The following is a 17,998-nucleotide window of genomic DNA, read 5'->3' as shown; positions in this document are numbered from 1 at the left end:
ATTCAGCCCTGTCCGTCACCTGGACTCCTCGCTAGAATCCGCGACTGCCTTGAGGAGACGCCCATGCTGCCTTTATTACTCGCTTCCAGCTCGGTTTATCGCCGGGAATTGCTCGGCCGCCTGCACTTGCCGTTCATCTGCAGCTCGCCGGATATAGACGAAAGCCATCGCGCCAATGAGTCCGCCATCGAACTGGTCAAACGCCTCGCCGAAGAGAAAGCCCGCGCGCTCGCCGTCGCTCATCCGGGGCACTTGATCATTGGCTCCGACCAGGTCGCAGCGCTCGACGGACGGATCATCGGCAAGCCGCACACCTTCGAGAACGCCCGAGAACAGTTGCTGGCCGCCAGTGGCAAGCGCGTGAGCTTCCTGACCGGCCTGGCGCTGCTCAACAGCGAGACAGGGCACTGCCAGGTGGACTGTGTACCGTTTACGGTGCAGATGCGCGTACTGGATGCCGAGCGAATCGAGCGTTACCTGCGGATCGAGCAGCCGTATGACTGTGCGGGCAGCTTCAAGGCCGAAGGGTTGGGGGTGAGCTTGTTCCAGAGCACCGAAGGGCCGGATGCGACCAGCTTGATCGGGCTGCCCCTGATTCGACTGGTGGATATGCTGCTGGCCGAAGGCGTACAGACCCCCTAAGCCCACCACAAAACCAAATGTGGGAGCGGGCTTGCCCGCGATGAGGGCGGGCCAGCCAACATTGATTTTGACTGACCCACCGCTATCGCGGGCAAGCCCGCTCCCACATTTTGGATCTAAACCTGCCTTGAGGTATCAGCGCAGGGTCGGGCCCTGGAAGCCCATATACAGCGCGAGTTTCTCTGCCACGCTGGCACCCAGCTTCTTGGAGAACCGGTCAAACGGCGATTCCTGCACAGTGAAGTCCACCAACTCTTTCTCGCCGATCACATCCCGCGCTACCGAACTGGCGCTGCCCAAGCCATCAATCAGGCCCAGCGGCAACGCTTGTTCGCCCGACCAGACCAACCCGGAAAACAGCTCTGGATGATCCTTATCCTTCAGACGATCGCCACGCCCTTGCTTCACGCTGGCGATGAACTGGCGATGGGTAGTGTCGAGCACGCCCTGCCAGAACTGGGTTTCATCCGCCTTCTGCGGCTGGAACGGATCAAGAAACGATTTGTGCTCACCCGAGTTGTAGGTGCGACGCTCCACCCCCAGCTTCTCCATGGTGCCGACAAAGCCGTAACCGGCCGCCGTCACACCAATGGAACCCACCAGGCTGGCCTTGTCGGCATAGATCTGGTCGGCGGCGCTGGCGATGTAATAGGCGCCGGAGGCCCCCAGGTCGGAAATCACCGCGTACAGCTTGGTATCCGGGTGCAGGGCGCGCAGACGGCGAATCTCGTCATACACATAACCCGACTGCACCGGGCTGCCGCCAGGGCTGTTGATGCGCAGGATCACGCCCTTGACCTTGGGGTCTTCAAACGCGGTGCGCAGGCTGCCGACAATATTGTCGGCGCTGGCGGACTCCTTGTCGGCAATCACCCCGCGCACTTCGATCAAGGCAGTGTAATTGCTGCCACGGGTGGCGCTTTTCTCCATGTCCACCAGCGGGCTGAACAACACCAGCATGCCGAACAGGTAAGTGAAGGTCAGCAGCTTGAAAAAAATCCCCCAACGCCGCGAACGACGCTGCTCCTGGACGCTGGCCAGGAGGGTCTTCTCCAGCAGCTTCCAGCTCTTGTCGTCACCACTCTGGGCCTTTTCGGGCGCTTTCCACTCATCACTCATGCCATTAACCCCAGCAAAGACTTATTGAGCCCGGCCGAGCCAGGCCTGCAATTCGGAAAAATGATCGATCGTCAGCCGCGGCTCGTATTGCTGCAAGGCCTCGGCGGCCTGGGCACCATAGCTGACCGCAACACTGTCCATGCCAGCATTGCGCGCCATCATCAGGTCAAAGGAAGCATCACCCACCATCAACGCCTGGCGCGGCGATACGCCGCAATGGGCCAGGATCTGCTCCAGCATCAGCGGGTGCGGCTTGCTGGCGGTTTCATCGGCAGCACGGGTGATGTCGAAATAATCTTCCCAACCGTGGGCCTTGAGCACACGGTCCAGGCCGCGACGGGCCTTGCCGGTGGCGACGGCCAATTGGTAGCCCTCGGCACGGAACGCGGCCAGGGACTGCACCACCCCTTCGAACAGCGGCGAAGGCTCGGCCTCCAGCGCAATGTAGTGATCGGCGTAGTGCTCGCGGAACGCAATCAGCTCAGCGTCGCTGATCTCGGGGTATAGGGTGCGGATCGCCTCAGGCAAACCCAGGCCGATAATGCCCTTGACCGCGTGATCCGTGCACAGCGCATAACCCGAGCGGGTCGACGCGGCGTGCATCGACTCGACGATCCGGCCAATGGAATTGGCCAGGGTGCCATCCCAATCAAAAATCAGCAGCTTGTAGTCAAGGTGCGACACTCAAACGCTCCACGGTCTTGGCCCACATCTCATCGACCGGGGCCTGCAGCTTCAATTCGCCGCCATCGGGCAGCGGCACAGTGAGCATGTAGGCGTGCAGGAACAGGCGCTTGCCGCCCAGGTCGCGGATCTCCTTGGAGAAGTCCTCGTCACCGTATTTGGTGTCGCCGGCAATGCAATGCCCGGCGTGCAGTGTGTGCACACGAATCTGGTGAGTACGACCGGTCACCGGCTTGGCCTCGACCATCGTGGCGAAGTCACCGAAGCGGCGCAGCACCTTGAACAGGGTCAGAGCCTCTTTGCCCTCCTCGTCCACTTCGACCATGCGTTCGCCGGAGCGCAGGTTGCTCTTCTGCAACGGCGCACGCACGCTCTTGATCGAGCTGGCCCAGTTGCCGCGTACCAGCGCCATGTAGCGCTTGTCCACGCCATCGCCACGCAGCGCGGTGTGCAGGTGGCGCAACATGCTGCGCTTCTTGGCGATCATCAGCAGGCCGGAGGTGTCACGGTCCAGGCGATGGACCAACTCCAGCTCCTTGGCATCCGGGCGCAACTGACGGAAGGCTTCGATCACGCCGAACGTCAGGCCGCTGCCGCCATGCACGGCAATGCCGCAGGGCTTGTTGATCACGATCAGCTTGTTGTCTTCGAAGACAATCGAGGCTTCCAGGCGCTGCAACAAGCCCTGGGCCAATGGCACAGGCTCGTCACGCTCGGGCACGCGTACCGGCGGCACGCGGACGATATCGCCCGCCTGCAGCTTGTACTCGGGCTTGATCCGGCCCTTGTTCACCCGCACTTCACCTTTACGCAAGATGCGGTAAATCAAGGTCTTGGGCACGCCTTTGAGCCTGGCCAGGAGAAAATTGTCGATGCGTTGGCCGGCATATTCCGGCGAGACCTCAAGCAGCTGGACGCTGGGGGTCTGGGGGGCGGTAGTCGTCATGCCGGCGATGATAACAATTTTTTATGGAATTGAAGCACTTAATCATTGCTGCTATAGTCGCGAACGCCGCCAAAAGCGGCCTGGCCAGAGGACATGCGGCACACAGCCGGCCCTGACCATCGCAATTCATCAGGACGCGAGGCCGTCCTACGGGGCTTTCGCCACCTTGGAAAGCTCAGGATTGTAACGAGCGCAGGTGACATGAGGCCTGAAGCGAGTGCAGAAAGCAGAGTGAATACTCGCGTTTTGCGCCGATATTTACGGCCAGTTCACAAAGTGCAGTCAGTCTTGAGCCAGACCATGGCGAATGCTTCGGAAACAACGCCTGTTAAGAGCTGAGTGAGAGCGCAATCGCCCTCACCCAGTCTTGTTTAGCCATGAGCGTGTTCTCCCCATTGGAAAACACGGTAAATGCCAACCCGCTGCGGATTCTGCGCGCGGCAGCACCCGAATTATCAGGGATACGTGTAGGGTGGAGATGCACAACCGTCGGACCGTGTAGCACTAGGCTTATATTTAGACGCTTCATCTCGTCCACAGTCGCCGGTTGATTCCTCCTCCTGACCTTAGCTTTTGTTGAAGTGGTGCCTTTGTCACCACCGCTAACAAGCAGGACGCGTCCGTCGCGATACCGGCCCAATTGGCCTGTATTTGCTGGACACTGGAGTGGCCAACCACTCTTGACGCACCTGACACCGACCGTGAGAAGTCGTGTGTGCCGAACGCCGTTTCCGGCAGCCCGGAAACCGACGGTACAACATGAAAAGAATGCTGATTAACGCAACTCAACCCGAAGAGTTGCGTGTTGCACTGGTAGATGGCCAACGCCTCTACGACCTGGACATCGAATCCGGTGCACGCGAGCAAAAGAAGGCCAACATCTATAAAGGCCGTATTACTCGCATCGAACCAAGCCTTGAGGCTGCCTTTGTCGATTTCGGCTCCGAGCGCCACGGCTTCCTGCCCCTTAAAGAAATCTCCCGCGAATACTTCAAGAAAGCCCCTGAAGGTCGCGTGAACATCAAGGACGTCCTGAGCGAAGGCCAGGAAGTCATCGTCCAGGTCGAAAAAGAAGAACGTGGCAACAAGGGCGCAGCCCTGACCACCTTCATCAGCCTGGCTGGCCGTTACCTGGTCCTGATGCCGAACAACCCACGTGCCGGCGGTATTTCCCGTCGCATCGAAGGCGAAGAGCGCAACGAACTGCGTGAAGCGCTGAACGGCCTGATCGCACCCGCCGACATGGGCCTGATCGTGCGCACTGCCGGCCTGGGCCGCAGCAGCGAAGAAATGCAGTGGGACCTCGACTACCTGCTGCAACTGTGGACCGCCATCAAAGAAGCGTCCCTGGATCGTTCCGCGCCGTTCCTGATCTACCAGGAAAGCAACGTGATCATCCGCGCCATCCGCGACTACCTGCGCCAGGACATCGGCGAAGTGCTGATCGACAGCGTTGAAGCCCAGGACGAAGCCCTGACCTTCATCCGCCAGGTGATGCCGCAGTACGCCAGCAAGATCAAGCTGTACGAAGACAGCGTGCCGCTGTTCAACCGTTTCCAGATCGAAAGCCAGATCGAGACCGCCTTCCAGCGCGTGGTCGAACTGCCTTCCGGCGGCTCCATCGTGATCGACCCGACCGAAGCCCTGGTGTCCATCGACATCAACTCGGCGCGCGCCACGAAAGGCAGCGACATCGAAGAAACCGCCCTGCAGACCAACCTGGAAGCGGCTGAAGAAATCGCCCGCCAGCTGCGCCTGCGTGATATCGGCGGCCTGATCGTGATCGACTTCATCGACATGACCCCAGCCAAGAACCAGCGCGCCGTGGAAGAGAAAGTCCGCGAATGCCTGGAAGCCGACCGTGCCCGCGTACAAGTCGGCCGTATCTCGCGCTTCGGCCTGCTGGAAATGTCCCGTCAGCGCCTGCGTCCATCCCTGGGCGAAAGCAGCGGCATCGTCTGCCCGCGTTGCAACGGCACCGGCATCATCCGTGACGTTGAATCGCTGTCCCTGGCGATCCTGCGCCTGATCGAAGAAGAAGCCCTGAAAGACCGCACCGCCGAAGTCCGCGCGCAAGTGCCGATCCCGGTTGCAGCCTTCCTGCTCAACGAAAAACGCAACTCGATCACCAAGATCGAACTGCGCACCCGTGCCCGTATCGTGATCCTGCCGAACGATCACCTCGAGACGCCGCACTTCGAAGTACAGCGCCTGCGTGACGACAGCCCGGAAGCCCACAGCGGCCAGTCCAGCTACGAAATCGCCGCTGCCGCAGCCGAAGTGGAAGAAGTCCAGCCAGCCGCCGCGACCCGCACCCTGGTTCGCCAGGAAGCAGCGGTCAAGACTGCCCCGGCCCGCGCCAACGCTCCGGTTCCGACCGAAGTTGCCGCACCGGTTGCCGCGCCGGCCGCGCTGCCTGAGCCGAGCCTGTTCAAGGGCCTGGTGAAGTCGCTGGTCAGCCTGTTCGCCACTAAAGAAGAGCCTGCTGCTCCGGTTGTGGTTGAGAAACCGGCCGCCGAGCGTCCAGCACGCAACGAAGAGCGTCGCAACGGTCGCCAACAGAGCCGTAACCGCAACGGTCGCCGTGACGAAGAACGCAAGCCGCGCGAAGAGCGTGCGCCACGTGAAGAACGCGCACCGCGTGAAGAACGTGCCCCACGTGAAGCCCGTGAAGAAACCCCAGCCGTAGCCCGCGAAGAACGTGCACCGCGTGAAGAACGCGCACCACGCACTCCACGCGCCCCGCGTGAAGATCGCAAGCCACGTGGCGAGCGTGAAGAACGTGTGCGTGAACTGCGCGAGCCGCTGGACGCAGCACCGGCTGTTGCCGCTGCTGGCGCCGCCGCTGTTGCTGAAGAGCGCCCGGCTCGCCAGCCACGCGAAGAACGCGCGCCACGTGAAGAACGTGCTCCACGCCCACCGCGTGAAGAGCGTCAGCCGCGTGCCGAGCAAGCCGCTGCCAGCGAAGACGAAGAAGTGCTGACCGCTGAAGAGCAGTCGCAGGAAGACGGTCAAGACGGCGCCGAAGGCGATCGCCCACGCCGCCGCTCCCGTGGCCAGCGTCGCCGCAGCAACCGTCGTGAGCGTCAGCGTGATGCCAACGGCAACGTGATCGAAGGCTCGGAAGAAGCCGGCGAGAACGCCGAAGCCGCCACCGGCGAAGCCACTGGCACCGAACTGGCTGCCGGCCTGGCCGTAACCGCCGCCGTTGCCAGCTCGGTCATCAGCGCACCTGCTGAAGCCCAGGCGCACGAGCAAGCTGAACGCGCTACCGCTGCCGTCGAAGAAACCGCCGCAGTTGAAGCGCCAGTCGCCGAAACCCCAGTGGTAGAAGCGCCGGCGGTTGAAGCGCCAGTCGTGGAAGCCATCACCCCAATCGAAGCGCCGGTTGTTGCCGACGTGGAAGTTGCACCGGTTCAGGAAACCCTGCCAGCCGTTGAAGTGGTTGCGGTTGAGCCAACCCCAGTGGTTGAGCCTGAGCCAGCGGTTGAAGCGGTGGTTGAAGCCCCGGTTGTCGAAGCGGCTCCAGAAGTGCGCGAAGTTCGTGAAGAACAGACCGCCTTCCAGTGGACTGCCGAACCTGCCGCTCCGGTTGAAGCGCCAGCGCCTGCCCCAGTGGTAGAAGAAGCGCCGGCTCCGGTTGCCGAAGAAGTCGTGGTAGCAGAACCTGCGCCAGTGGCTGAACCTGCACCGGTGGTCGAGCCTGCGCCAGTGGTTGAAGTGGCAGTGGTTGCCGAGGTCGCCGCCGTGGTGATTGAAGCAGCTCCGGCCAGCGCCCTGACCGAAAACGGCCGTGCGCCGAACGACCCACGTGAAGTGCGTCGTCGTCGCAAGGAAGCTGAAGCAGCGGCAGCCGCCGCTGCACAGGAAGCAGAACACGAGACCAAACCTCTCGTCTGATTCCATCAGCGACTAAAAAGCCCCGCCTGAGAGATCAGGCGGGGCTTTTTTATGCGTCCTGCAAAACGCTGGAGATCCAATGTGGGAGCTGGCTTGCCTGCGATAGCGGTGGTTCAGTCAGCACATCGCTTACTGACAGACCGCTATCGCAGGCAAGCCAGCTCCCACACAAGCCGTGTTCCCACATTCAAATCGGTTTGAAGTTCAACGACTGCGGCACGTCCACATCCCACAGCACACCGGGATCATCCACCACAACCTCATGCACCGCCGCCCGCGCAAACAACGACCTGGCCCCACGATCACCGCTCAGCGCCATCAACCCCGACCCAAACGCCCGGCCAAACGCCACGGGATGCCCGTACTGCCCCGCCTGCACCGGCACACTGATGCCGTCGACGACCAGTCCATCGATCACCCGCTCAATACTCGCCGACCGAATGAACGGCATATCCCCCAACACCACCAGCCAACCCTCCGCCGCGCCGCTGGCCGCAACCGCCGCCGCCAGGCTATCGCCCATACCTGCCGACTCCAACAGGAGCACCTCGCAACCATAGGCTTTGGCCAAACGAATGACCTCAAGCCGCTCCGGCAAGGTCACCACCCAGCGCCGCACAATGCGTGCAGGCAGATTCAACAACACCTGTTCGATCACCGAGCGCGTCACGCCGTCCAGGCCCACGCAATCCGCGAGCAACTTGTCCTGGCCTGCCTCGGCCCGGAACCGGCTGCCCTGCCCCGCCGCCAGCACAATTGCCGTGACCGTCACGCCGCCACACCATTCTTGATCGCCACAATTTGCGCCAACAACGACAAGGCAATCTCCGCCGGCGTATGGCTGCCGATGTACACGCCAATCGGCCCGTGCAAGCGCGCAATCGCCTGCGCCGACAACCCCAGTGCTGCCAGGTCTTCGCGGCGTTTCTGGCTGTTGACCCGCGACCCGAGGGCGCCGATATAGAACGCGTCAGAATTGAGCGCCGTGAGCAACGCCATATCATCGAGGCGCGGATCATGGGTCAGGCAGACGATGGCTGTGCGCTCGTCGGTCTGGATGGTCAGCACTGCTTCGTCAGGCATGCCCGGGACAAAGCGGCCGTGCTGTTCTTCCCAGCCGTGGACGAACTCGGTACGCGGGTCGCAGATCAACACCTCGAAATCCAGCAGCCGCGCCATTTGCGCCACATAGCGCGACAACTGGCCGGCGCCGATCAACAGCAGGCGCCAGCGCGGGCCGTAGATGGCGCGCAGGCGTTCGCCGTCGAACGTCAGCGCATCGGCCTTGCTCGCGGCGCTCAGCGTGACCTCGCCGGTGCTCAGGTTCAGCTCGCGAGCGACCATTTGATGATCCTCGCAACGCGCCAGCAGCTCTGCCACCCACGCCCACTCCTCCACCCGCTCCTCGGTCAGGCGCAAGGTGCCGCCGCACGGCAGGCCAAAGCGCGCCGCCTCATCGCGGGTGACGCCGTAGGTCACCAACTGCACGGGCGGCCCATCATCAGCCAGGCGGCCGTCGTACAGCCGGGCGATCAAGTCATCCTCGATACAACCACCGGACACCGAGCCAATCACCACCCCGTCGCCGCGCAAGGCCAACATCGCCCCCGGTGGCCGCGGCGCACTGCCCCAGGTCTGCACGACGCTGTACAACACCACACGCTGCCCGGCGCGGCGCCATTCGAGCACGCTGCGCAGGACATTCAGATCCACGCTGTCCATCAAACCTCCAGCAGGCGTCACAACAAAAAACCGATTCACTCACTGTAAAACAAATAAACCGCCAGAAACGCAAACGCCCCGAACAGGTCGGGGCGTTTGTGCGTAGCGGTGGGCGTCAGTTCACGCCATCAGCGCCTTACTTGACGGTCGGTGCAGGGCCTTCGGCCACGCCCAGGTCGTCCAGTTCGCGGGTTTCCGAGATACCGGTACCGCCAGACGCCAGCTCGCTTTGCAGCTTGTCGGTGTCCAGTTCCTTGACCCACTTGGCCACAACGATGGTGGCAACGGCGTTACCCACCAGGTTGGTCAGTGCGCGGGCTTCGGACATGAAGCGGTCGATACCCAGGATCAGCGCCAGGCCAGCAACCGGCAGGTGGCCTACGGCCGACAGGGTGGCAGCCAGTACGATGAAGCCCGAACCGGTCACGCCAGCAGCGCCTTTGGAGGACAGCAGCAGCACCAGCAGCAAGGTGATCTGGTGGGTGATGTCCATGTGGGTGTCAGTCGCCTGGGCGATGAACACGGCAGCCATGGTCAGGTAGATCGAAGTACCGTCGAGGTTGAAGGAGTAGCCCGTTGGAATCACCAGGCCTACTACGGATTTCTTCGCGCCCAGACGCTCCATCTTGATCAGCATGCGTGGCAGTGCGGATTCGGAGGAGGAAGTACCCAGTACGATCAACAGCTCTTCACGGATGTAGCGGATCAGCTTGATCACGCTGAAACCGTGAGCGCGGCAGATACCGCCCAGCACGACCAGCACGAACAGGATGCAGGTGATGTAGAAGCAGATCATCAACTGGCCCAACTGCACCAGCGAACCGACGCCGTAGGCACCGATGGTGAACGCCATGGCGCCCAGCGCACCGATTGGCGCGAGCTTCATGATCATGTTGATGATGTTGAACATCACGTGGGCGAAGCGATCGATGAAGTCCAGTACTGGCTTGCCGTAGGCACCCAGGCGGTGCAGGGCGAAACCGAAGATCACCGAGAACATCAGCACTTGCAGGATGTCGCCGTTGGCGAAGGCGCCGACGATGGTGTTCGGGATAACGTTGAGGATAAAGCCGACGATGCTCTGGTCTTTACCGGCGGTCACGTAGGCCGCGACTTTGGAAGCATCCAGGGTCGCTACGTCGATGTGCATGCCGGCGCCCGGTTGCACAACGTTTACCACGATCAGGCCGATCAGCAGCGCGACGGTGGAAACGATTTCGAAGTACAGCAGCGCGTAGCCGCCGGTCTTGCCCACCGATTTCATGCTTTGCATGCCAGCGATGCCGCTGACAACGGTGCAGAAGATGATCGGGGCGATGACCATTTTGATCAGTTTGATAAACCCGTCACCCAGCGGCTTGAGGGCCACGCCGGTGTCCGGGTAGAAGTGACCGAGCAAAATGCCGATTACGATGGCAACGATCACCTGGAAATACAGGGATTTGTAGATTGGCTGACGAGTCGTCATTGCAAAGTTCCTCAATCGTCCCGTGTGGCAAAGATCCGCCATTGCCCACGACACTTCAATTGCGAACCCTCCTGCACTGGAGGGATTTGTTGTTTGCGAAGCCTGTAGGTCCAGGCCTGCGCTGTAGTCCTTATCGCAAACGCCGTGCCACTTTGCGCAAAATGCCTGAAGGCCTTTAGACATCAGGGTTGCGGGTTTTCAGGCGCCGTCCATGGCGCCGAATCAGGTGGCGGATTTCCGCCCGCTCATCCAATCCCGTCCTACAATTTGGCGGATATCCGCCTTGTCGCCCCATCCGCCGGTGGCTAACATCCGCCACTCCATGGACGAGGCCTTCGCATGCGTGAACGTACCATCGCCAGTCACTACGCCAGGGCCGCGCTCGGCGGTGCGCGCCGGGCGGGTTACGACTATTCGGGGCTGTTGCAGCAGGTGGGGATCACCCCGGAACTGCTGAGCAAACCGCGCGCGCGCATTGCCCCCGAGCAATTCACCCGGTTGTTGCAGATGCTCTGGCTGGGGCTGGATGACGAATACCTGGGCTTCGCCGAAGGCCCGAGCAAGCGCGGCACCTTCGCCATGATGTGCCACGCGCTGATCCACTGCCGCACCCTGGAGAAGGCGCTGGAGCGCGGCTTATTATTTTATAGCCTATTCCCACAGGGCCCGCGCTGGCAGCTGACGCGCGACGGCGACATGGCCTGCTTGAGCCTGGACGACTCAACACTATGGGACCCGGATCACTTCCTGAGCGAATGCCTGCTAGTGATCTGGCATCGCCTCGGCAGCTGGCTGATTGGTCAGCGCATCCGCCTGCACCAGGCCACATTCAGTTACCCGATGCCGGCCCACGCCAGCGAATACGACCTGCTGTTTCCCTGCGCCCTGGAATTCGGCGCACCGCACAGCAGCCTGGTGTTTCCCGCGCGCTACCTGAGCCTGCCGCTGTTGCAGGATGAGCGCACGCTCAAGCACTTCCTGGAGCGCTCACCGGCCGACCTGCTGTCACGGCCGGACGAAGGCGACAGCTTGAGCAGCCAGCTACGCCGCCTGCTGAGCCGCGACCGCACGCCCTGGCCGGATCTGGAAGCGGTCGCCCAGCACCTGCACATCAGCCCGCAGACGCTGCGCAGGCATCTGCGTGAGGAAGGCACCAGCTTCCAGGCACTCAAGGATGAGCTGCGGCGGGACATCGCCATCTATCATTTGGGGCGGGCGGATTTGTCGTTGCAGGAGATTGCCGAGCAGTTGGGGTTTTCCGAGCCGTCGGCGTTTCACCGGGCGTTCAAGAAGTGGACGGGGGTGACGCCGGGGGCTTATCGGGCGCAGGAGAGTTAGAGACATGTTGGATGGGAGGGCCTCATCGCGGGCAAGCCCGCTCCCACAGTTGACTGCATTTCAAATTTGGAACGCGGTCGAATGTGGGAGCTGGCTTGCCTGCGATGAGGCCAGTACAGCCAAAGGAAATCACAAAGCCGGAAAATGAATCTTGAACGCCGCTCCACCCAACGGCGAATCCCCCAAGGTCAGCCGCGCGCCGTAACTCTCTATGATGTCCTTGACCACCGCCAACCCGATCCCCTGCCCCGGATGCTGGCGGTCCAGCCGTTCGCCCCGTTGCAGAATCCGCGCGCGCTGGTCCGGCGGTACACCCGGCCCATCATCTTCAATGCATAACTCGCTGCCTTCGAGGCTTTCCACCACGCGGATGCGCACTTCGCTCAAACACAGGCGATAGGCGTTTTCCAGCAGGTTGCCGAGCATTTCCAGCAAAGCGCCCTTCTCGATCGGCACATAGCACTCGTCCGGCAAGTCGAAGGCCACGGTGACGCGCTTGTCGCGGTAGACCTTGTCCAACGTGTCGCACAGGCTTTGCAACACCGGTTCCAGACGCACCTGGTGGCGCACCAGGCCGCTTTTGCGCAGGCTGGCGCGCTGCAATTGATAGCTGATCTGTTGGCTCATGCGCTCGATCTGCGATTGCAGCACCCAGGCCTGATCGCGGTCTTCGGGGCGCTGGGCCATGTCTTCGCTGACGCCTTGCAACACGGCGAGCGGGGTTTTCAGGCTGTGGGCCAGGTCATCCAGGGAATCGCGATAACGCGCCCGTTGCTCGCGCTCGCTGGCGAGCAAACGGTTGAGGGAGCCGGTGAGGCGCAGCAATTCACGCGGGTGTTCTTCGGAAAGACTCTCGCGGGTGCCGCCTTCGATCTGGTCCAGTTCCTGGCTCAAGCGCCGCAAGGCTTGCAGGCCCCAGGTCAAGCCCAGCCACAGCAACGTCAACAGCACCAGCAAGGCCGCGCCGAAACCCAGGTAGAGGTTTTCCCGCAGGCCTTCGAGGGTCAGCTGGTACTCACGCACCGGTTGCAGGGCAACGATACTGAACGCCGCGCTCTTGCCACCGAGCAGCTTGACCTCCACGTCATAGACGAAGAATTCCTGGCCATTGGCCTCGCGAATCCGCGCAAACTCATTACCGCGCCCGTCGTAGCGCGGCTTGTAGTTGATGTTTTCTTCTTTGGTCGCCCGCGAGCGCCATACCAGATGGCCCTCGCGGTCGTAGATATAACCGAGCAGGCGGCTGTCAGTGAGGTTGAAACGTTCGTCGGGCAACTGCGCCGGCATCAGCAGGCGGTTGTTTTCCACCCGCGCGGCGGAGATCAGCGTGGTGACGTCCGACGCCAGGCGTTGCTCGATGGAATCCTGCAACGCCAGGCTGAACGCGCCTTGCATCGCGGGGAGCAAGCCCAGCATAAACAGCACGGCCAGGGTGGCGGCCGCCAGCATCAGGCGCACGCGTAGCGAGCGAATCAACGGCAGCGCTCATTGAACAGGTAGCCCAGGCCGCGCACGGTGTCGATCGGCTTGAACCCTGCCGGGCCTTCCAGCTTGCGGCGCAGGCGGCCGACCAATACTTCGATGACGTTTGGATCGCGCTCGTCGTCATCCGGGTAGAGCTGCTCCATCAGGCGGTCCTTGGCGACCACCTGCTGGTGATGACGCATGAGGTATTCGAGGATGCGGTATTCGTAGGCCGTCAGCGCCAGCGGTTGTTCGTCGAGGGACGCCTGCTTGCGGTTGAGGTCGAGCATCAACGGCCCGGCCACGATGGTCGACTGGGTAAACCCGCTGGAACGGCGCAGCAGCGCGTTCATGCGCGCTTCCAGCTCTTCGAACTGGAACGGCTTGACCACGTAGTCGTCGGCGCCGGCGGCGAGGCCTTCAACCTTGTCCTGCCAGTTGCCGCGCGCGGTGAGGATCAGGATCGGAAAGGTCTTGGCCTGGGTGCGCAACTGGCGGATCAGGTCCAGGCCGCCCATGCCGGGCAGGCCGAGGTCGATGATCGCCAGGTCATGGTTGAATTGGCCGGTCTGGTACAGCGCCTCTTCGGCATTGGCCACAGCTTCAACCACGTGTCCGCTGTCGGTCAGGCGGGTCAACAGGTGATGACGCAGCAGCGCCTCATCTTCCACCACCAGCAATTTCATAAGGCTCTCCAAAGCAAATCAACTGTCCGACAGAGGGATATCATAGCGGCCCTGCAGGTCTTGCGGGCGCAGTTTAGTGCCATTGTAGTGGCCCGTCAGGTGTTCGTAGCCAGTGCGGTACGCCGGCTGAGGGGCAGTGAAGCCCAGAGATTGGCCCCACGGCGTGGGCTGGCTGCCGGCGTCTTCGAAGCTGACACGCTGGATCAGCGTGCTGGATTTCTTGGTCTTCTCGCTGCCAAATGCCGGAAAGAAGCCGTCGACGGCCTGGGCCCCAGAGGTGGCACTGAGCATGGTCAACGCCAACATCAGCTTTTTCATCGCAGTCATGGTGCTTACCTCTACGCGTTTGGCGGTTGAGGCCAGACTACGCAGGCGCCCCTGAACTCCCCCTGAACGGGCTCTGAACCGCACCTGAACCGCTGCGGGCTATCCGCCGGTGCCGCAACTCGGCAAAATAGCGCCCATGACGCCCCTACCCGCTTGCTGCACCCCACTCGACGCCCATTGGCCACTGCCCGCCCCCTTGCCCGGCACGGTACTGCTGAGTACGCGCTTCGACCCGGCCTTGCTGGCCGATGGCGACTTCCAACGCAGCGCCGTGCCGCCACCGCCGAGCATCCAGCGCTCAGTAGCCAAGCGCCAGGCCGAATTTCTGGCCGGCCGCCTGTGTGCGCGTGCGGCGTTGCAACAACTGGATCAGCTCGACTGCATCCCCGCCATCGGAGACGACCGCGCACCGGTGTGGCCTGGGCATATCAGCGGCTCCATTACCCACAGCACCGGGCATGCGGCAGCGATTGTCGGGCATAAGGCACAATGGCGCGGGCTGGGGATGGACCTGGAGAATGTGATGCCGCTGGAACGGGCGGAGCGCCTGGCGGGGGAAATACTCACTGCCGACGAGCTCAAGCGCATGGCCGATGTGCCGCGTGAACAGCACGCGCTGCTGGTGACGCTGACGTTTTCGGCCAAGGAGAGTTTGTTCAAGGCGCTCTACCCGATTGTGCAGAAGCGTTTTTATTTTGAGCATGCCGAGGTGGTGGAGTGGGATGAATCGGGGGCTGTGCGGTTGCGGTTGCTGACGGATCTGTCCAGTGAGTGGTGTTTTGGCAAGGAGTTGGTGGGCCAGTTTGTGGTGGCGGATGGGCAGCTGTTGAGTCTGGTGGCTGTCGGCGCTTGATAGATCGCTATCGCAGGCAAGCCAGCTCCCACAGTTGACCGAGTTTCAACTTTGGAATGCAGTCAACTGTGGGAGCTGGCTTGGCTGCGATGAGGGCCTCAAGGTTTCTCCTGATCCCTGGGCCAACTCAAACTGAAGCAAGCGCCACCCAGGTTGTTGCTCTTGCCAATCAACGCCCGCCCGCCATGCCAATAGATAATCCGCCGCACAATCGACAACCCCAACCCATGCCCGCCCGATGCGCGGGTGCGGCTGTCGTCCAGGCGCAAGAACGGCGTGAAGATGCGCTCCCAGGCGCTTTCCGGCACTCCCGGGCCGTCGTCTTCCACATCAATGCGGCAACGCACCTGCCCCACCTGATAACTGATCATCACCCGGCCCTGGGCGTGCCGCATGGCGTTGCTCACCAGGTTTTGCAGGGCACGGTGCAGGTAGCGCGGCTCGGCTTCGACCCAGGCGTCGTCCCAATGCGCCGAGGACAGGCAAATGCCCCGGCTGACCGAGACCTGCGGGCGAAGTGGCGATAATTCGCCGATCACCTGGTCGAGCAACGCACTGAGGTCGACGCGCTGGAAATTCAGCTCCGGCGCGCCCTGCTCCAGGCGCGCATAGGTGAGCATTTCGTCCACCAGGCCATCGAGGTCCTGGATGTCGCTGTCCATGCCCTCCAGGTATTTGTGCCGCGCTTCCGGCGTGGTGGCCTCGCCGACCATCTCCAGGCCGAAACGCAGGCGCGCCACCGGTGTGCGCAATTCGTGGGACACGGCACGCACCAGTTCGCGCTGGATCGCCAGCAATTGCTGCAAGTGCTCGGCCATGCCATTAAAGGCCGCCGCCAGGCGCCCCACCGAGTCGGCGCCACGGGCGGGCACGCGCACTTCCAGGTTGCCCTTGGCGATGCGTGTGGCGGCGGCTTCCAGGCCTTTGAGGCGCCGCTCCAGCTGGCGTACCAATAGATAGACGATCAAGCCGATCAGGGTCAGGCCGATCAACGCGATGAGGATCAGCCATTGCGGCGGGTAAGGGCTCATTTGATACAACGGGCCGATTTCCAACACCCACGGCGTGCCGACCATGCCGGCAAACACGCGGATCGAATCGCCGCCCTTGCCCAGGGCCATCACCGTGTCGCCTTCCGCGACGCGACGGCGCTGATCGTCATCCATATCGGCCTGGTCGAGGGCCATCAGGTGCATCTCGAAACCAAAACCCTTGGCTTCCTTCAGGTCGGCCAGGCGTTGCGGCTGTTCGGCGACGGGGTAGCGCACCAGTTCATCGGCCAGCAGGTAAATCGTCGCACGGGCCAATTGTTCGCTGATCTGCTGCACTTCGCCGGTCAACACCAGCGACTCCTGCTCGCTGACCAGGCGCAGCACCCGCGCCGCATGGGGGCCGGTCTGCTGCACCAGGACCTGGCCGCGTTGCAGGCGGTTGCGCTGGCTCAGGTCCAACTGCGCATCGCTGAGGCTGCGCAGTTCCAGGGGAATGCCGAGCAAGCGCTCCCAGACCGCCAGGGCGCGCTGGCGCTCGATGGGGCTCATCGGCTTGAGGTTGTCGCCCATCAGCGCAAAGGTGCCGTGGGCCAGCCGCTCGCGGTACTGGCCGCTGCGCACCTCGTTGAGCAGGTGCAGGGCCAGCACGCCCAGCAGCGCCACCAGGATCAGGGCCGCGCACATGCCGCCATAGATGCGCAGGAAGATCGAGTTCACAGCGGCATGTCGGCGGCGGCTTCGGGGACGAACAGATAGCCTTTGCTGCGGATGGTCTTGATCAGGCGCGGGTGGATGGGGTCGTCGCCTATTTTTGGGCGGATGCGCGAGATGCGCACATCAATGGAGCGGTCCTGGCCGTCGTAGCCGATGCCGCGCAGGGCGATGAAGATTTCTTCGCGGGACAGGATGCGCCCGGCATTCGCCACCAACAGCCATAAAAGGTCGAACTCGGCGCTGGTCAGCTCGATACTGCCGTCCTGCAACCAGGCCTCGCGCAGGGCGTTGTCCACCACCAGCGGGCCGAATTGCAGGCGGCGCTGGTTTTCGACGATGGCGGGCTCGGTTGGCTCGCTGCGCCGCAGCAGGGCCTGGATGCGCGCCAATAAGAGGCGTGGGCGCACGGGTTTGCACACGTAGTCGTCGGCGCCCATGTCCAGGCCGAGCACCTGATCCATGTCGTCGGTGCGGGCGGTGAGCATCAGGATCACGCCGTCGTAGCGCTCGCGCACCTTGCGGCAGATGCTCAAGCCATCTTCGCCGGGGAGCATGAGGTCGAGGATCACCAGGTCGGGTTGTTCGGCGATGATCCGCGCCGCGGCCAGGGCGCCGTCGCCTTCCACCGAGACGCGCAGGCCGTTGCTTTCCAGGTAATCACGGGTCAACTCGGCCAATCGCTCGTCGTCCTCGACGATCAGTATTTGCCAGGCTTCTTGCTCCACGGGTGGTCCTCGTTGTTATTAGAAAGTTGTCGAGATAGCACAGCTTATTTGTAATCTTTTGAGGGCATAACAGAGGCCGATTGTAGCCATGCTCACGGCCTGTAGCACAAGGCGGGAAATCCATTCGGTGATCGCGATAATTTGTGATAGGGTTCGCGCCCTTCGAAAATGGCCCAGCGGTTTTGAGCCGGAAATATTTCATGACAAACGGCGTAACGCAGCAGTAATGCGGCCTACACGCTGATTGGACCTTTCATACACATTTTACCCACAGCGTTATCCACAGGTTACTGCGTTGCCAACCCTTCCGAAACGCATTATCTTGTACCTCGGCGACACGACAGACCCTATATGTGGGGTTTTTGACCAAATCGCCCAACCACACAAGTGGTTCGAAATTCAAGGGTTTTATTGCTAG

Annotated in this window: 15 protein-coding genes; 4 read left to right on the top strand and 11 right to left on the bottom strand. The window is 62.2% G+C overall.

Translation table 11 applies throughout. The features are described from left to right. The first annotated feature begins 63 nt into the window (after window positions 1-63). On the top strand, window positions 64-642 hold the full coding sequence (locus ACU688_RS01970; RefSeq protein ID WP_448183467.1) for a Maf family protein: 579 nt from the start codon (window positions 64-66) through the stop codon (window positions 640-642). Between the two features lie 135 nt (window positions 643-777). Here the strand turns inward: ACU688_RS01970 and ACU688_RS01965 are convergent, their stop codons facing one another. Genes ACU688_RS01965 through rluC form a run of 3 tightly spaced genes read right to left on the bottom strand, consistent with a single transcriptional unit; the run spans window position 778 to window position 3,391 of the window. Then, window positions 778-1,761 carry a S49 family peptidase gene (locus ACU688_RS01965; protein ID WP_448183466.1) on the bottom strand — a complete coding sequence of 328 codons (984 nt, stop codon included), beginning with the start codon at window positions 1,759-1,761 and terminating at the stop codon, window positions 778-780. Window positions 1,762-1,782: 21 nt separating this feature from the next. Further along, window positions 1,783-2,445: an HAD-IA family hydrolase gene (locus tag ACU688_RS01960; protein WP_448183465.1), complete on the bottom strand. Its 663-nt coding sequence runs from the start codon at window positions 2,443-2,445 to the stop codon at window positions 1,783-1,785. Continuing rightward, a complete protein-coding gene (gene rluC, locus ACU688_RS01955) occupies window positions 2,432-3,391 on the bottom strand; it encodes a 23S rRNA pseudouridine(955/2504/2580) synthase RluC (protein WP_071483181.1) in 960 nt (319 codons plus the stop codon). Before rluC ends, ACU688_RS01960 begins: the two co-directional genes overlap by 14 nt. A gap of 759 nt (window positions 3,392-4,150) precedes the next feature. On the opposite strand from rluC, the gene rne reads away from it, so the two are divergent. Then, the gene (gene rne / locus ACU688_RS01950) at window positions 4,151-7,291 is read left to right on the top strand and encodes a ribonuclease E (RefSeq protein WP_448183464.1); all 3,141 of its coding nucleotides are present in this window, start codon (window positions 4,151-4,153) and stop codon (window positions 7,289-7,291) included. Between the two features lie 187 nt (window positions 7,292-7,478). Here rne and ACU688_RS01945 read toward each other — a convergent pair whose 3' ends face one another. From ACU688_RS01945 to ACU688_RS01935, 3 genes are all read right to left on the bottom strand, one after another. Then, window positions 7,479-8,063: a nucleotidyltransferase family protein gene (locus tag ACU688_RS01945; RefSeq protein ID WP_448183463.1), complete on the bottom strand. Its 585-nt coding sequence runs from the start codon at window positions 8,061-8,063 to the stop codon at window positions 7,479-7,481. Then, complete coding sequence (locus ACU688_RS01940; RefSeq protein WP_448183462.1) at window positions 8,060-9,013, bottom strand: XdhC family protein; 954 nt, start codon at window positions 9,011-9,013, stop codon at window positions 8,060-8,062. The genes ACU688_RS01945 and ACU688_RS01940 overlap by 4 nt, the downstream gene beginning before the upstream one ends. Before the next feature lie 136 nt (window positions 9,014-9,149). After that, on the bottom strand, window positions 9,150-10,481 hold the full coding sequence (locus tag ACU688_RS01935; protein ID WP_017738180.1) for a dicarboxylate/amino acid:cation symporter: 1,332 nt from the start codon (window positions 10,479-10,481) through the stop codon (window positions 9,150-9,152). Window positions 10,482-10,820: 339 nt separating this feature from the next. Between ACU688_RS01935 and ACU688_RS01930 the strand changes: the two genes are divergently transcribed. Beyond that, window positions 10,821-11,819, top strand: a complete 999-nt coding sequence (locus ACU688_RS01930; protein ID WP_448183461.1) for an AraC family transcriptional regulator — start codon at window positions 10,821-10,823, stop codon at window positions 11,817-11,819. 129 nt (window positions 11,820-11,948) lie between these two features. Here ACU688_RS01930 and ACU688_RS01925 read toward each other — a convergent pair whose 3' ends face one another. The 3 genes from ACU688_RS01925 to ACU688_RS01915 are packed head-to-tail and all read right to left on the bottom strand — an operon-like array spanning window position 11,949 to window position 14,296. Further along, window positions 11,949-13,295 carry an ATP-binding protein gene (locus tag ACU688_RS01925; RefSeq protein WP_448183460.1) on the bottom strand — a complete coding sequence of 449 codons (1,347 nt, stop codon included), beginning with the start codon at window positions 13,293-13,295 and terminating at the stop codon, window positions 11,949-11,951. After that, window positions 13,292-13,969, bottom strand: a complete 678-nt coding sequence (locus ACU688_RS01920) for a response regulator transcription factor (protein ID WP_207046425.1) — start codon at window positions 13,967-13,969, stop codon at window positions 13,292-13,294. The genes ACU688_RS01925 and ACU688_RS01920 overlap by 4 nt, the downstream gene beginning before the upstream one ends. Before the next feature lie 18 nt (window positions 13,970-13,987). Continuing rightward, window positions 13,988-14,296: a hypothetical protein gene (locus ACU688_RS01915; protein WP_448183459.1), complete on the bottom strand. Its 309-nt coding sequence runs from the start codon at window positions 14,294-14,296 to the stop codon at window positions 13,988-13,990. Between the two features lie 136 nt (window positions 14,297-14,432). Here ACU688_RS01915 and ACU688_RS01910 point away from each other — a divergent pair, with 136 nt between their 5' ends. Further along, window positions 14,433-15,149 carry a 4'-phosphopantetheinyl transferase family protein gene (locus tag ACU688_RS01910; protein WP_448183458.1) on the top strand — a complete coding sequence of 239 codons (717 nt, stop codon included), beginning with the start codon at window positions 14,433-14,435 and terminating at the stop codon, window positions 15,147-15,149. Between the two features lie 98 nt (window positions 15,150-15,247). Here ACU688_RS01910 and ACU688_RS01905 read toward each other — a convergent pair whose 3' ends face one another. Both ACU688_RS01905 and ACU688_RS01900 read right to left on the bottom strand, forming a co-directional pair. Beyond that, window positions 15,248-16,858, bottom strand: a complete 1,611-nt coding sequence (locus ACU688_RS01905) for an ATP-binding protein (RefSeq protein WP_448183457.1) — start codon at window positions 16,856-16,858, stop codon at window positions 15,248-15,250. Then, window positions 16,855-17,580 carry a response regulator gene (locus ACU688_RS01900; protein WP_448183456.1) on the bottom strand — a complete coding sequence of 242 codons (726 nt, stop codon included), beginning with the start codon at window positions 17,578-17,580 and terminating at the stop codon, window positions 16,855-16,857. Before ACU688_RS01900 ends, ACU688_RS01905 begins: the two co-directional genes overlap by 4 nt. Window positions 17,581-17,998 lie beyond the last annotated feature (418 nt).

The organism is Pseudomonas acericola (SeqCode) (assembly GCF_053456465.1).
This window is presented reverse-complemented; position numbering and strand designations above follow the sequence as displayed.